The sequence below is a fragment of the Macrococcus brunensis genome (assembly GCF_022343725.1).
In the GTDB taxonomy this organism is placed as follows: Bacteria; Bacillota; Bacilli; order Staphylococcales; family Staphylococcaceae; genus Macrococcus; species Macrococcus brunensis.
In genome coordinates, this window is the sequence record NZ_CP092179.1 from 1,755,963 (window position 1) to 1,771,241 (window position 15,279).

The 15,279-nt window shown below is 40.8% G+C and carries 17 protein-coding genes; 8 read left to right on the forward strand and 9 right to left on the reverse strand.

What is annotated here, in order from left to right:
- Positions 1–101: 101 nt before the first annotated feature.
- From MGG13_RS09230 to MGG13_RS09245, 4 genes are read right to left on the reverse strand one after another with little or no spacing between them, the layout of a single operon-like run.
- Positions 102–272, reverse strand: a complete 171-nt coding sequence (locus MGG13_RS09230) for an NETI motif-containing protein (protein WP_239034679.1) — start codon at positions 270–272, stop codon at positions 102–104.
- On the reverse strand, positions 262–819 hold the full coding sequence (locus MGG13_RS09235) for a DUF2179 domain-containing protein (RefSeq protein WP_239034680.1): 558 nt from the start codon (positions 817–819) through the stop codon (positions 262–264). Before MGG13_RS09235 ends, MGG13_RS09230 begins: the two co-directional genes overlap by 11 nt.
- Before the next feature lie 57 nt (positions 820–876).
- Positions 877–1,701: an ammonia-dependent NAD(+) synthetase gene (gene nadE, locus MGG13_RS09240; RefSeq protein WP_239034681.1), complete on the reverse strand. Its 825-nt coding sequence runs from the start codon at positions 1,699–1,701 to the stop codon at positions 877–879.
- The gene (locus MGG13_RS09245) at positions 1,698–3,158 is read right to left on the reverse strand and encodes a nicotinate phosphoribosyltransferase (protein WP_239034682.1); all 1,461 of its coding nucleotides are present in this window, start codon (positions 3,156–3,158) and stop codon (positions 1,698–1,700) included. The genes nadE and MGG13_RS09245 overlap by 4 nt, the downstream gene beginning before the upstream one ends.
- Before the next feature lie 107 nt (positions 3,159–3,265).
- Between MGG13_RS09245 and MGG13_RS09250 the strand changes: the two genes are divergently transcribed.
- Both MGG13_RS09250 and MGG13_RS09255 read left to right on the forward strand, forming a co-directional pair.
- On the forward strand, positions 3,266–4,432 hold the full coding sequence (locus MGG13_RS09250; protein ID WP_239034683.1) for an MFS transporter: 1,167 nt from the start codon (positions 3,266–3,268) through the stop codon (positions 4,430–4,432).
- Positions 4,433–4,436: 4 nt separating this feature from the next.
- Complete coding sequence (locus tag MGG13_RS09255; RefSeq protein ID WP_239034684.1) at positions 4,437–5,468, forward strand: nitric oxide synthase oxygenase; 1,032 nt, start codon at positions 4,437–4,439, stop codon at positions 5,466–5,468.
- A gap of 3 nt (positions 5,469–5,471) precedes the next feature.
- Here MGG13_RS09255 and MGG13_RS09260 read toward each other — a convergent pair whose 3' ends face one another.
- Positions 5,472–6,575, reverse strand: coding sequence for a glycoside hydrolase family 55 protein (locus MGG13_RS09260; protein ID WP_239034685.1), 1,104 nt, complete (start codon positions 6,573–6,575; stop codon positions 5,472–5,474).
- A 57-nt stretch (positions 6,576–6,632) separates the two neighbouring features.
- On the opposite strand from MGG13_RS09260, the gene MGG13_RS09265 reads away from it, so the two are divergent.
- The 3 genes from MGG13_RS09265 to MGG13_RS09275 are packed head-to-tail and all read left to right on the forward strand — an operon-like array spanning position 6,633 to position 8,420.
- Positions 6,633–7,193, forward strand: coding sequence for a cysteine hydrolase family protein (locus MGG13_RS09265; protein ID WP_239035711.1), 561 nt, complete (start codon positions 6,633–6,635; stop codon positions 7,191–7,193).
- 38 nt (positions 7,194–7,231) lie between these two features.
- On the forward strand, positions 7,232–8,149 hold the full coding sequence (locus MGG13_RS09270; RefSeq protein WP_133431522.1) for a manganese-dependent inorganic pyrophosphatase: 918 nt from the start codon (positions 7,232–7,234) through the stop codon (positions 8,147–8,149).
- 4 nt (positions 8,150–8,153) lie between these two features.
- On the forward strand, positions 8,154–8,420 hold the full coding sequence (locus tag MGG13_RS09275; protein ID WP_420827895.1) for a GNAT family N-acetyltransferase: 267 nt from the start codon (positions 8,154–8,156) through the stop codon (positions 8,418–8,420).
- 40 nt (positions 8,421–8,460) lie between these two features.
- Here MGG13_RS09275 and MGG13_RS09280 read toward each other — a convergent pair whose 3' ends face one another.
- From MGG13_RS09280 to MGG13_RS09290, 3 genes are read right to left on the reverse strand one after another with little or no spacing between them, the layout of a single operon-like run.
- Positions 8,461–8,772, reverse strand: coding sequence for a DMT family transporter (locus MGG13_RS09280; protein ID WP_133431520.1), 312 nt, complete (start codon positions 8,770–8,772; stop codon positions 8,461–8,463).
- The gene (locus MGG13_RS09285; RefSeq protein WP_133431519.1) at positions 8,769–9,104 is read right to left on the reverse strand and encodes a DMT family transporter; all 336 of its coding nucleotides are present in this window, start codon (positions 9,102–9,104) and stop codon (positions 8,769–8,771) included. The genes MGG13_RS09280 and MGG13_RS09285 overlap by 4 nt, the downstream gene beginning before the upstream one ends.
- The gene (locus tag MGG13_RS09290) at positions 9,097–10,056 is read right to left on the reverse strand and encodes a Gfo/Idh/MocA family protein (protein ID WP_239034687.1); all 960 of its coding nucleotides are present in this window, start codon (positions 10,054–10,056) and stop codon (positions 9,097–9,099) included. Before MGG13_RS09290 ends, MGG13_RS09285 begins: the two co-directional genes overlap by 8 nt.
- 135 nt (positions 10,057–10,191) lie before the next feature.
- Here MGG13_RS09290 and MGG13_RS09295 point away from each other — a divergent pair, with 135 nt between their 5' ends.
- Together MGG13_RS09295 and MGG13_RS09300 are read left to right on the forward strand one after the other, a co-directional pair.
- On the forward strand, positions 10,192–11,514 hold the full coding sequence (locus MGG13_RS09295; protein WP_239034688.1) for an aldehyde dehydrogenase: 1,323 nt from the start codon (positions 10,192–10,194) through the stop codon (positions 11,512–11,514).
- Positions 11,515–11,798: 284 nt separating this feature from the next.
- A complete protein-coding gene (locus tag MGG13_RS09300) occupies positions 11,799–12,692 on the forward strand; it encodes a nuclease-related domain-containing protein (RefSeq protein WP_239034689.1) in 894 nt (297 codons plus the stop codon).
- A gap of 852 nt (positions 12,693–13,544) precedes the next feature.
- Here the strand turns inward: MGG13_RS09300 and MGG13_RS09305 are convergent.
- Positions 13,545–14,204, reverse strand: a complete 660-nt coding sequence (locus MGG13_RS09305) for a hypothetical protein (protein ID WP_239034690.1) — start codon at positions 14,202–14,204, stop codon at positions 13,545–13,547.
- An 810-nt stretch (positions 14,205–15,014) separates the two neighbouring features.
- Between MGG13_RS09305 and MGG13_RS09310 the strand changes: the two genes are divergently transcribed.
- A complete protein-coding gene (locus tag MGG13_RS09310) occupies positions 15,015–15,233 on the forward strand; it encodes an IS3 family transposase (RefSeq protein WP_239034691.1) in 219 nt (72 codons plus the stop codon).
- Positions 15,234–15,279 lie beyond the last annotated feature (46 nt).

The following is a 15,279-nucleotide window of genomic DNA, read 5'->3' on the forward strand; positions in this document are numbered from 1 at the left end:
CAAGTATAACAAATTTTATTAGATACGTACATTAAATATTAAAAATAATTAAATGTACGGAATTTAATGCAAAAAACCTATCTGCTAAGCAGATAGGTCTGTTAATCTATTTTTTTGCCGACAAAGATGATCTGCTGACGCAGAACTTCAATGCCTTTATCTGTCTCATGGAAGATAGGCTTCTCCATTCGTTTCACGGGCGTAAATCCCTCTTTTTTCATGCGTGCGAGGCACTCAGCAATTGTCTCACTTTCAGCGACCTCAAATTTCATCTGTATCATATGCACGCAGTTTTTTACTGCGGACACCTTTCACCCAGAATCCACCGTGAATATTCTTCGGCTCATAAGCGATGATAAACGCTTTCGGGTCAAGCTGTCTGATTGTTTCAGTCAACTTGATTTCATATTTACGTGGCGTTAAAATCTGCATGATCATACGATGACCATCACGTCCGTGCGCCACGTAATGCGTCACGCCATAGCCTAAGTCGCGGAGTGTATGCGGGATATCAAGTTCGTATTCGGCAGTTGTCACATTGACAACGATATAACCGAGCGCGATTTTCTCTTCTAGTTTCATCCCTACTATAATCCCTACGCCAAAACCGAATGCATACGCCAGCACATTCCAGATATTATCCAGATTCTTCATGACAAGTCCAAGCCCTACAACATAGACCAGAACTTCAATGACTGAGACACCTGCTGCCAGGTAACGATAACCTTTTAAAGTCAGGATTGTCCGCATGGTCAGACATGTGACATAAATAATATTAATAAAAAAGATAACAGCAACCATAATCCATGGATTATCCATTCAATAGCACCTCCTAATTCATAGGCATTCTATCAGAGATTAAGAGGTAGCACAAGACTAGCGGATGAGTTCATCCACGCTAAATCTTGTAATAGGCATCATACGCTTATGCTGCGTTTTCAGGAAATGTCCTTCAATTACTTTTCTATCTTGTTCACTGACTTCCTGTCCTTCAAGATAATGGTCAATGGCTTCGTAAGTCACGCCGAGTGCCACTTCATCTGGTAACTGCGGCTTATCTTCTTCTAAATCTGCCGTCGGTTTTTTATTATAGAGATGTTCAGGACAACCTAAATATTTTAGAATTTCTCTGCCCTGACGTTTATTCAGTCCGGCAAGCGGCAGAATATCTGCGCCTCCATCACCAAATTTTGTATAGAAACCTGTGATACTCTCAGCTGCATGATCGGTACCCAGCACGATACCACTGTTTGCTGCAGCAACAGAATACTGAACTTTCATACGTTCACGCGCTTTTTCATTCCCTTTCTGGAAATCTGTAAGCTGTATACCGGCATTTTTAAGTGTTTCAAGACTTGCTTCCACACTCGGTTTGATGTTAACAGTCAACTCTTTAGATGCATTGATAAAGTCCAAGGCATCCTGACAGTCCTGTTCATCTTTTTGTGTACCATAAGGCAGGCGGATAGCAATAAACTGATAATCTCCACCTTCCGCGTTCAGTTCATCAACAGCCATCTGAGCCAGTTTACCGGCAAGTGTTGAATCCTGTCCGCCTGAAATACCAAGCACCATCGATTTCATAAATGGATAGCTTTTCAGATAATTCTTCATAAAATCAAGAATAACTCTTGTTTCCTCTTCAACGTTTATAGAAGGTTTTACTTTTAATTCTGCGATAATCTGTTCTTGTAATGTCATGATTCCCACTCCTTTATACGATCTGCCACTTCATGAATTTTGTGGTTTTTATTTTCCCAGCATGCTGTACTTAAATCGACCGGGTACTCTTCAGGATTCATATAACGCTTCGTTTCTTCCCAGATTAGTTCAAGATTATCCTGATGATACTGTCTGATTGTTTCAAGTGAAGGCTGGTCGTAAACAAATTCGCCGTTTTCAAATATAGGATGAAGCAATTTTTTAGCAGTGAAGTCTTTCACCCATTTCTGTTTGTATGTATAGATGGGATGAAACATCTTCAAGACTTCCTCTGATTGAGGATCTTCATGGGCGAGTGTAACGTAGTCTCCTTCTGATTTACCCGTTTTATTGTTAATAATGCGATATAAATCTTTTTTACCAGGTGTTGTCACCTTCTCCGCATTGTTAGAAATTTTAATACGGTCCTGCAGTACGCCGTTATCATCAGCTATCGCTGTCAGTTTATAGACGGCACCTAAAGCAGGCTGATCGTAAGCCGTGATGAGTTTTGTGCCGATACCCCATGCAGTGACTTTACATCCTTGCTGCTTCAAGTTGATGATAGTCGCCTCGTCCAGGTCATTCGAAGCAAATATTTTCGCATCAGGGAACCCTGCAGCATCGAGCATCTTGCGCGCTTCTTTTGACAGATAGCTTAAGTCTCCTGAATCCAAGCGTATACCGATGAAGTTAATCTGGTCGCCAAGCTCCTGTGCCACACGAATCGCATTCGGCACCCCACTTTTCAGTGTATGGAAAGTATCGACTAAAAAGACACAGTTCTTATGACGCTCAGCGTATTTCTTAAACGCTGTATATTCATCGTCATATGCCTGAACCATTGCATGTGCATGTGTCCCTGAAATCGGCATACCAAACAATTTGCCGGCGCGGACGTTACTCGTTGAATCAAAACCTGAAATATAAGCCGCGCGAGCACCCCAGATAGCAGCATCCATCTCCTGCGCACGACGTGTTCCAAATTCCATAAAGATTTCGTCCGGTGCAATATTTTTAATGCGGCTTGCTTTCGTCGCAATGAGCGTCTGAAAATTGACGATGTTCAGGATAGCTGTCTCTAAAAGCTGGGCTTGAATGAGCGGCGCTTCTATTCGGAGTAACGGCTCATTGTTGAAACAGATTTCACCTTCCTGCATAGAGACGATGTTCCCAGTGAATCTCAACTCTTTTAAATAGCTCAGGTAATCTTCCTGATAGCCTTGCTCACGTAAATATTCGATGTCACTGTCCGTAAACTTAAAACGTTTCACGTACTCGATGATTCTCTCGAGGCCGGCAAATACTGCGTAACCACCGTCAAACGGCATACTTCTGAAATAAACATCAAAGACAGCCATATTCTCATGTATGCCGTCAAACCAGTAAGTTTCTCCCATATTAATCTGATATAAATCCGTATGCAGCATCAAGCTATCATCAGTTTTTTTGAACATCTTAATCCCTCTTTTTCCCTTTATTAACGTCTTCTCTTTCATATTAACATACCTTTAAGTGAAGCAATAATGCTACAATTTAACTAACTTATAGAAGAGGTCATGATATGAAAAATAAACAATTTGTCTTTATCCTTTCAGCTGTCGTCTCCATCTCCGGCTTTTCTCAAGGCATGCTGCTGCCGCTTATTTCCTTTATATTCGAACGGGATCATGTGCCGAGTATCGTCAATGGTTTCCATGCCACTTCTCTTTATATCGGCGTGTTCCTGACGTCCCTTTTTCTTGAAGGACTTCTCAGGAAGTGGGGTTTTAAGCCACTCATTATTACAGGTGGTGTCCTCGTCTGTTTATCGTTCCTGCTTTTTCCCGTTCTTCAAGCGATGTCTATCTGGTTTGTGCTGCGCCTGATTGTCGGTGTCGGCGACAATATGCTGCATTTCGCAACGCAGTCATGGCTCACGCATGTGACGCCGCGCAATCAGCTCGGACGTGCACTTGCTTATTACGGGCTGAGCTTCTCACTCGGCTTTATGCTTGGACCTATTCTAGTGCCGCTTGTTAATATTCATGAGTCACTGCCCTTTTTAATCAGTGCCGGCTTAACGTTCATTGCGTTCTCACTTGTCTTTACACTGAAAAATAGTTTTCCTGAGCCGTCTGAAGAAAAAGTCTCTCTTTCTTCTACTTTCATCAACTTCCGGAAAGTCATCCATACTTCCTGGATCGCGTTCTTATTTCCGATGGTCTTCGGTGTGATGGAGAGCTCTTTGAATAGCAACTTCCCGGTATTCGCACTGAAACATGATTTAAGTTTAATCGATATCACTTGGATACTCCCGATGTTCAGTCTCGGTACCATCCTTTTCCAGGTACCAATCGGCAGTCTGTCTGACCGTATGAATAGAAGTCATTTAATGCTGTTACTGACCTTAATAGGTGCAGGTATCTTTCTTTTAGGCGATTTTTTTATCGCACATCATTACGGCATGATGGCCATCTTCTTTATTGCCGGCGTCTTTACAGGTTCTCTTTATTCTCTCGGTGTCACCTATATGACAGAACTCACACCTAGATACTTACTGCCGGCAGGCAATCTGATGTGCGGTATCGTCTTCAGCATCGGCAGTATATTCGGTCCTATTATTGGAGGCACTGTTATCTCTGTAACAGATAATCAGTTTTTCTTTATTGCTATCAGCGTTCTCATCCTACTGACGAGTGTCGCGACTTATATCTTTATTCTGAACAACCGCAAATTTTCAGAGGAGTGATTAAATGTTAGAACTAGCCCAGTCTTTTATCAGAAACATGCACCAGGAACTCAATATCTCAGACGCTGCCACCAAAGCACGATTACGGGTCATTGAAGAAGAAATCAGTCAAACCGGCACTTATCAGCATACGACTGAAGAACTTGAATATGGTGTACGCGTCGCATGGCGTAACAGCAACCGTTGTATCGGTCGTCTCTTTTGGGACAAACTGAATTTAATAGATAAACGGAGCGTCCAAACACCCGCGGAATTTGAGACAGCGCTGCTTCACCATATCGACTATGCAACGAACAACGGCAAAATCAGACCGAGCATCACTGTTTTTCCGCCGCGTAATGGTCATCACACACCGTTTACCATTCTGAATGACCAGCTGATCCGCTATACTAGTGACACGTTAGCAGACCCGGTTAAAGCTATTAAGCCGGGCATCACTTCCAAGTTTCTACCTATTGTTTATCAGCACGACGGACAACTTCATACTTTTGAGCTGCCGGAAGAAAAAGTGCTCGAAGTATCCCTTCGTCATCCAAGTCACCCGGCATTCGATGACCTGAATTTGGCCTGGTATGCCGTGCCAATCATCTCAGGTATGGAACTCCGTATAGGCGGCATCATTTATCCATGTGCGCCTTTTAATGGCTGGTATATGGAATCAGAGATTGCATCCCGCAATCTGCTGGACTGCTACCGCTACAACTTGATAGAGCAGATTGCCGACAGTTTCGGTTTTGACCGAAAGACGACTGCTACTTACTGGCGTGACCGGTCGCTCGTCGAACTGAACTATGCCGTCTATCATTCATATAAGTCACAAGGTGTTGCAGTTGTCGACCACTACACTGCGAGTAAGCAGTTCGAGAAATTCGAAGAACAGGAGAACGCTGCCGGTCGGCATATCACGGGCGACTGGACTTGGCTGATCCCGCCTATCTCTCCTTCACTCGTGCACAACTTCCATAAAGGTTACGATAATACTTATCGCGACCCGAACTTTTATTACCGTAAAAAAGGCTGTCCTTTTTCCGGATAATCATTAAAGGTCACTGAAAAGCTTGTCAACATGCTTCTGATGAATCGTATTTAAATGCCTGTTGCAATGGCAGTAAACATCTGCCGCTTCAATCAGACGGACCGCACACGTGTCCTCCTGATTAAATGTATTGTTGAAGACATAGATGCCCTCGTTTTTAACACCGTTATAGCCTTTAATTAAAATGACATCTTCCTGGCGGATTGATTTGAAATCATTGTTTGCTATGATGACTGTCTCCCCGGCCTGCACACCTTTGTCAATACCGGCAGGAGACGTCGAGTATTTGCCTTTATTGACTGCAAGATACCTGATGCCGCCTCTGCAGTCTATAAACTGATTGCCTGACACTTTGACAATCTTTGATTTGAGCAGTGTGACCGCATAGTCATTCATGCCGTCAAACGTATTATTCTCGATGAAAATATTCTCATAGAAAACATCATATCGACTGGCATGAGAGCCGACTGCCCGGTTCCATGCTTTCATCAGCGGTTCTTCTGAACCACCGAAATAACAGTCCTCTATAATGACATTGCGAGTCGGTGTACCGTCATAATAGCCGAACTTCGGAAATGAATCTTTCAGCTGGAGATCAATCTGAATCGCTTCACTGAACTGCCTTTTTCCTGAATCATCTCTGAAGCCCAGGAAACGGCAGTTTTTCACGTGAAAACCATCCAGTCCGCACGCATCGATGGCATGACCGCCGACGACATTCTTAAAAGTCACATCTTCAATCTTTATCTCTTTTGCGTGTCCAAGCGACATAATGGTATTGTTGAAATTGAGAACATGGCCATACTGGTCAAAAGTGCCGCCTTTAATGGTGATATAACCATTGCCGTCATATCCATGATAGCCTGGTTTGCGACCATTTTTGAGGAGGGCGCTATTGCTCATCCTTCTGATGACCGCATCTTTATGTAGAATAAGGGTAGTATGATGGTAGATCACTAATTCTTTTGCGATATAGTATGTTCCTGCCGGCACATAGATTTCGACAGGTGTCTTTTTAGCTTGATTTAAGGCACGCTGAAAACCGATACTGTCCATCAAAATGTGACGTCCGCGTGCACCATAATCGATTACATTGATTTTTCTCATTTAGTTCATCCTTATTATCATTTATACTTTGATTAACTATACCCTGTTAGGAGGCTCATTATGGATAAAGCATTACTGATTATTGATTATTCGTATGATTTTGTTGCTGATGATGGAAAACTGACTTGCGGTAAACCTGGTCAGTCTATCGATCTGGCCATCGCCCGTAAATTTGAAGCTTATCTCACCGAAGGCAACCCTGTTTTCATCATGATGGATCTGCATGACTTAAATGATATGTCACACCCTGAATCAAAGCTCTTCCCGCCCCATAATATCCGCGGGACCGAAGGCCGTGAACTTTATGGCGCTGTTAAAAAAGTTTATGAAGAGTTCCGGAATCATCCTCTTGTCTTCTGGATTGACAAGAGACGCTATAGCTCATTTGCGGGCACACCGCTTCATCAGTATTTAACAGAACGTCAGATCAAGATCATTGAACTGACAGGTGTCTGTACGGATATCTGTGTTCTTCATACAGCAGTAGATGGTTATAATCTCGGTTATACGATGATGGTCGATAAAGATGCTGTTCAATCCTTCAGTCAGGAAGGACACCAGTTCGCGCTTTCTCATTTTGAGCATTCACTCGGCATGACGATTACCGGTCAATCATGATAAAATAAAAGATATTCATATTAAAAGGAGAAGAATTCATGACTATTTTAACTTTCGGACATCAAAATCCTGATACAGATACAATCACTTCAGCACTTGTAATGGCAGACCTGCAGACTGCTGCCGGCAAAGAAGTTGAAGCAGTAAGACTGGGTGAAGTAAGTGCTGAGACTCAATATGCGCTTGACAAATTCAACGTATCTGCACCTCGCTTAATCGAAAAAGTTGACGGTGAGGAAGTCATTCTTGTTGACCACAATGAGTTCCAGCAGTCAGCACCTGGCATCGAATCTGCTCACATTCTGATGGTTGTTGACCACCACCGTATTTCTAATTTTGAGACGGCAGCACCTTTATACTACAGAGCAGAACCAGTCGGCTGTACAGCAACGATTCTTAATAAAATGTATAAAGAAAATCAGATCGAAGTGAAACCTGAGATTGCAGGGCTGATGTTATCTGCTATTATCTCTGATACATTACTTTTCAAATCTCCTACTTGTACAGACGAAGACGTCAAAGCAGCAGAAGAACTTGAAAAAATTGCAGGTATCAACAAAGAAGAATATGGCCTTGAAATGCTGAAAGCAGGTGCTTCTACAGCAGACAAATCTGCAGAAGACTTACTGAACATCGATGCGAAATCATTCTCTATGGGCGAAAAAGAAGTCCGTGTTGCACAAGTCAACACTGTCGATATCGATGAAGTATTCGCACGCCAGGAAGAACTTGAGAATGCTATCAATGCAGAGACAGCACAAAATGGTTACGACTTATTTGTCCTTGTCGTGACAGATATCATTCATTCTGATTCGAAGATCCTCGCACTGGGTAAAGAACAAGAAGCGGTCAATAAAGCATTCAACGTTGCTTTAGATAAAAACACTGCTTTACTTAAAGGCGTTGTATCACGTAAGAAACAAGTGGTACCTCAATTAACTGACGTTTTATCATAAGGAGGTGTTCCCTATGGAAATCCAGCAGTCAGGAAACAGATTTTATATCGATGACAAAGCTGAGATTACATTCTACACACAAGGTGAAGACACGATTGTCATCAATCATACATTCGTTGATCCTTCGCTTCGCGGACAAGGTATTGCTAAACAATTACTGAACCGTGTCATTGACTATGCACGAGAAAACAACTTAAAAATCGTGCCCCTCTGCTCCTATGCAGTGACTACAATGAAAAATGATGCATCTGTACAAGATGTACTGAAATAAAAAAAGGACGTTTTATCAAAAAGATAAAACGTCCTTTTTCTTATACCAGCTTCAGTCCGACGATAGCGATGATAATCAATGTAATCAGAATCACTTTTTTCAGATTGAAACTGTCTTTATAGAAGACAATGCCGACAATAACACTACCCATGGCGCCTATTCCAGTCCAGACGCTGTAGGCAGTACCGAGCGGCAGTGACTTAATCGCCACTGACAGTAAAAAGAGACTTAACATACTCAGCAGAAACCAGATGACCGTCCACTTTTTATTTTTAAAACTGTCGCTGTTTTTTAAAGCCACAACCATCAGGACTTCCATTAGACCGGCTCCGATTAATACAATCCAGCTCATGACTCCTCAGCCCCTTCCACAAATTTCAGTCCGACGATGGATGCTATCAAGAGTGCGAGGAAAAATATCTTCAGAACACTCATCGGTTCATCGAGGAAAAAGTAGCCATAGAGTACTGTTCCGACTGCTCCAATACCTGTGTAGATCGCATAAGCCATTCCAACTTCCATATGCGTCAGGCAGTAAGCAAAAAAGTAAAATGATAATGCCATGACGACTACCGTGAACAAGGTCCACGGAATATCTGTAAAGCCATGTGAATACTTGAGTCCGACTGCCCAGACAACTTCCAGCAGTCCGCCGATAATTAAATAAAGCCATGATTTATTCATGTATCTTTGCCTCTCTTTTTATGATTTCCAGCATGCGCAGTGTATCCATACTCATCTGCTCTTTACTCGAATGGATTGAGCCCGACTGACAAGCATCCATAAACGTCTTGATTTCATAGGACATCGGCTGTGCATGGTGCTCAAACCGCTCAATTTCTTCACCTTGGCGATTGTACTTTTTAATGATGGCAGGTGCTGATATCTTATCTATCGTCAAGATCCCATCTTCACCGATGATTTCAGACGGCAGATAACTGTTGATGATTTTTGAGAAGCTAAGAACAGCTGTCATTTCGCTGTATTTAGCAATGACTGTCCCTTGACCGTCCGCCCCAGTCGACAATCGATGAAGTTCAGCGCTGACGCTTAAAGGCAGGCCGAACAACCTGACAAGCGGTGCAATCGTATAGACACCCAGATCCGTCAATGCACCGTTGCCGAGCTCCGGTCTGAACGCATTCTCTACAACATCTGCTTTCAGTTTATCGTAACGTGATGAGTACTGATTATAGTGAAAGTTGACACGTCTGATGGTGCCAATGTCATTCAGCCATTTCTCCAGCTGATTGAATGCAGCTGCTTCAGTCGACTTCATCGCCTCCATTAAGATAACATCATTTTGCTTTGCACAGTCAAAAAGCGCCTGTCCTTCTGCTGCAGTTAATGTGAGTGGTTTCTCGCAGAGCACGTGTTTCTTAGCATTCAGCGCGGCCATCGTCTGTTCCGCATGCAATAAATTAGGCGTTGCAATATAAACAGCATCATAGCTGTCGCTCACTATAAAAGCCTGCCAGTCTGTAAATCGGTGTTTGATATCGTACGTAGCAGCGAAGGCTGTCGCTCGTTCAGCGGTACGTGAATAGACTGCCGTCACTTCAAAGCCTTCAATTGTTCTGCCGGCAGTAATCATACGATCGGTAATCCAGTTCGTGCCCACTATACCCAATCTCATTTCCTTCACCTCGTTTAAGTTCAATTGATTTTATCAGGCAACAATCTATTGTACACTAATTACATCATATATGCAGAGGTGACCGTTTTGTATAAATCCGTTTTAGATGAAATCAATGAGTTTTTTGATACAGACATGACAAAAGATCTAAAGTTTCGCAAAAAGCATCTCAAAGCACTGAAGAAAGAAATCAGGGAACGGGAAAAAGATATTCTGAATGCCCTAGCTGCGGACCTAGGTAAAGGTAAAGTAGAGGCTTATGCTTCAGAAATCGGCTTTATCTTAAAATCCATCTCCATGTTTATAAAGGAAATGAAGAATTACAGTAAAGTAGAATCCATCTCAACACCGATGATGCAGTTCCCAGGAAAAAGTTATATCATGCGTGAACCACTTGGGACTGTCCTGATCATCGGACCTTTTAACTACCCATTCCAGCTCGTCATGGAGCCTTTAATCGGTGCCATTGCAGCAGGTAACTGCGCTGTTATAAAACCTTCTGAGCAGACGCCACATACAAGCGCCATTATCGAAGAAATCATCTCTGCCGTCTTTCCGGCTGATTACGTGAAAGTCGTTCAAGGAGAGAAAGAAGTCACTTCAGAATTACTGGAACAGAAATTTGATTTCATCTTCTTCACGGGCAGTACTAAAGTCGGCCAGATCGTATACGAAGCAGCAAGTAAGAATCTGACACCCGTTGCACTTGAACTAGGCGGCAAAAGTCCGACGATTATCGATGAGACGGCTAACATCAAAGTCGCTGCTGAGCGTATCGCGTTCGGTAAATTTATGAATGCCGGTCAGACCTGCATCGCACCTGACTATGTTCTGATCGACCGGAAAGTAAAAGAACAGTTTATCAAAGCGATGCGTTCGACACTGAAAGATTTCTACGGCAAGGATGCTCAAACATCTGCGGACTATGGTCGCATTGTTAACGAACGTCATTTCGACCGACTGGATGCACTGCGACAAAGCGCAGAAAATGATATCGTCATCGGCGGTGAAACAGACCGAACAGAGCGCTATATCGCGCCAACATTGATTGATAACGTGCAGCTTGATGACAAAATCATGGAAGAAGAAATCTTCGGGCCTCTGCTGCCGATTGTCACATTTGACGACCGCGAGGAAATATTCCCGATCATCAAAAGCTATGATAAACCGCTTGCCCTTTATATCTTCAGCGAAGATGAAGACTTCGTCAGAAAAGTATTTAAGCGCTTATCATTCGGCGGTGGCTGCGTCAATGATACGCTTATGCATGTCTCTAATCCATATCTGCCATTTGGTGGTGTCGGTGCATCAGGCATCGGCCACTATCATGGTAAGTATTCATTCGATTTATTCAGCCATCAGAAAGCCTATATGACCAAAAGCACAAAGCTTGAAACAGGGTTGATGTTTCCACCTTATAAAGGAAAGTTCAAATACATCAGACAAATATATAAATAGAAGACAGACTGCTGACGCGAGAAATCAGCAGTCTTTTTTTAAAATTTTTAATATAGCATATTTTGATGAGTGAAAATTAAAAGTTGCCAAGTTGGCAATTTTCCGCAAATTTCATTTAAAAAGTAATATAATTAAAAGTTTTCTTAAAAATGAGTTGATTTCATGAAATTTTTGATGAATAGTAGCTTTTTTATCAATTTCAGTAGGCAATTAGGATGTATTTCATCTTTTTCTGCTTTTTTGAATTTTTTAGGCCATCGTTTAGAATAAGGCTGAGATGAGATATGTTTGTCAAAATACATGAACCAACAGATTATCAGAAGTTCCTGCTGGCTGCTGATCAACGTCTAATCTTGAATGACCATGATGATATGAAACTATCAACTTATTTACGAGGTATTGAAGGAGAAACTGCATTTTATGAACTTATCAAACATTCCATATGTATCAAACTTTGGGATTTTAACTTAAGGTATAAGGGAAGCAGCCAGTATGATTTTTTAATCGGGCATAAAGACACTTTATTTCATTTTGATATCAAGAACTTTACTGCCCATTATAAAATCGTCAATCACCAGTTTGTATCTGAGCGTGATTATGTCCATACGGATGTGACATCTCAGTTAAATAAGGCTTATTATAAACTTGAGACTTTTCTAAAAAACCAGCAGGTTAAGGCTAAAGTTGTTAGCAAGACTATTTTTATCAATCCTGGTTTTAATTTGTCTGCAGATTCCGTGCCAGATCATGTTATTCTTCCACATCAGATAGAAAAGCTCATAGAATTTATTTCTAGTATTGTCCCACAGCCTGTACACTCTATTCATGCTGAGAAAATGAAACTTTTTCATTACTCAGGAGCGCATTTTGATAGAATCCATTACTATCCTTTCGAAGAATATAAGCAAGGTATGAGATGTCCGAAATGCAGAAGATTAACGATTCTACATCAGCAGAAGAAGAGATACGTGACCTGTCAGCATTGTCAGCATCGAATTGATAATCAGACAGCTCTCATACATTTAATGAAAGAAATGACACTTCCGAAAAATGATGCACTGACATCAACTGAAGTCAGTGTGTGGAGCGGTTTTCCAAAGTCAACGGTACGAGGAATCGTACAGAAAATCTGCACAAAAGAAGGTGCGAATAAAAATAGAACCTATCAATTAAAATAGTGAAGCAGTAGTTACCAGCGATATTCCTTATTTATCGCTGGTAACTTATTATCTTCCTCGCTTTCATCTGAGTTGCCAGTGATATTTCTCCTTTATCGACCATAACTCACCCTCTCCAATCACACTAAAAAACTGCTCCTCACGCGTGATAAGCTCCCTCTAAAGTAGACACTTAAAAAAGTAAAACTTTAGAGGGAGTTTTTCTATGCGAAAAATGAAGTTATCACTGGAAACATTTCAGCAAATCTTCGATTTGTATGAGGAAGGTTATTCTTTCAATCGAATTAAAGACATCTTAGACGTAGATATGCATCCCAAAAATTTAGCAGTTTACTATAACCGCTATAAAAAACATGGAATCATGGCACTAAAGCCCCGAGCGCATAACGGCAGTTATTCTCAGGCGTTTAAATCAAAGGTGATCAACGAATATTTTAAAGAGGGTAGATCGCCCAACGAATTGGCTATGAAGTATAATATCCCCTGTCGAAAAACTATTAACAACTGGATTATCAAGTATGCCAAAGGAAAAGAGAATAAAACTTATTTTCAAAAGCCGGAGGTATATCAAATGAAATCTAAAAACAGGCGCTCATCCATGCGCCTGCCTCTCCATCATCTTTCATTGTTTTTCTCCTTCGTATTTCGAATCATGATAAATAAAACAATGTATAATATGACATTACAAATATACATATATATGGAAAATAAATCCCATACATCCTCTGCTACCCCGCCCAGAATCAAGAATAAAACTACTGTGGGACAGAAGATCAAAAGTAATCCAAATAGATTTTTAAATTTTTCAAGAGAAGGTTTAAAATTGTTCATAATATTTAACATTCCTTTATTTTATTTACATCCACCCGGTGGATATTTTTTTTGTGCAGCCTTAATACATGTATACTGTATAGTAGCAAGTGTTACCACAATACCTCCAATTGAGGCTGAGCTTTTGCCAGCTTTACCTAACGTCGTTCTGACATTTTTCCATTTTCCATTTGCTACATCATCAATAAACTGTTTTCCAAATCCACTTAACAACCCGCCCAAAGTAACTAAACTTTTAACTTTTTTTCCGACACATGCATCTAAAGATTGATAATATTTTGTATTAACTTTTTTCCCTTGGATACTACAAGCTAATTGTCTTGAATCTGGACTTGCGATTCGGGCTTGAGTACTTAACGCTCTATTGTTGCTTTCTGCTGCTTCGGGATTCTCTGCACTCTCTAATATATCAATGCTTTTATTATTTAACATTTTAGCTTGAGTCAAAGCTTCATTTTTATACGGATTATCTTTTAACTTCTCTTCCATCACCTCTAGGTTGTAAATAACAGTACCTTTATCATTAACACTGATATTACTTTGAGTGACTTCGATTATTTGATCATAATATTTGTCTGAATTATTACTTGATGCATGAGCCTTTGATTCTATATAGGGATTCATCCCTACTGAAAATAACAACCCAAATATTAACACTAATCGTAAAAGTGATTTAAACATCTTATACTCTCCTTTAGTTTATTATAGATTCAGTCTAAACCAATCAAACGAATTAAAGTTATATAATATGGATTTTTAAGGAAACTTTAAGGTTTTAAGTAAATATATATAATTTAGCAGTGATAAAATAGGACTGCTCCTGCCGCTTCCGTTCCTCCCTCATCCTCAGCTTCTCCTGCCTCGCCATAACTACTGTATCAGTCGTAACAAAGATTATAAAGGAGCCGCAGAACGTTATCGTGTCAACTATTCTTAGATATACAGCTGGGTAAAAAAGTTCGAAGAACACGGTGCAGAAGGACTAATAAATAGTAGAGGTAAAACAAAGCCAGTTACAACAAGAAGTTCAGAAGATGAATATAAGTTAAAAATTAAGGCGCTTGAAGAGTGCAATAAATATCTGCAGATGGAGCATGAGATACTAAAAAAGTGCCGCGAGATAGAAAGGCAGTTGATGAATCAAGAGTCAGACAATTAGCATCCTATAAGACTGTTGAGTGTCTTAAGAAGTGTTTTCCGATTAAATCATTGTGCAAAGTTCTAGGTATTTCTAGAGCGAGCTACTATAAATGGTGTCATCGTGGAACGCCTGAATATGAAGTTTTTAATAACGATCTGAGTGCAATCTATGATCTACAGTCGAAAAAGATACTGAGCTATGAGATTTCCAAGAAAAATAATAATGAATTAGTCTTTAATACTTTTAAAAAAGCTCAAGCATTATAGGATACTGACGATATCATTCTTCATAGTGACAGAGGCTTCCAGTATACAAGTAGAGCATTCAGACAAAAACTTCGTGCAGCCGGAATGACTCAGAGTATGTCTAGAGGCGGCAGATGTATAGACAATGGGCCTATGGAAGGATTCTTTGGCTTATTAAAATCGGAGATTTTCAAAGGGAAATCAAAAATATTTGATGATTTCTGTCATGCGAAAAAAGAACTCGATAAATATATCAACTTTTTCAATCAAGAAAGAATTTCATTAAAAATGGCTGCACTTATACAAGCGCAGCCGAGTAACTAATTTTGTTTTTTTACGTGTCTACTTGACAGGGTGATGTTCACACGCA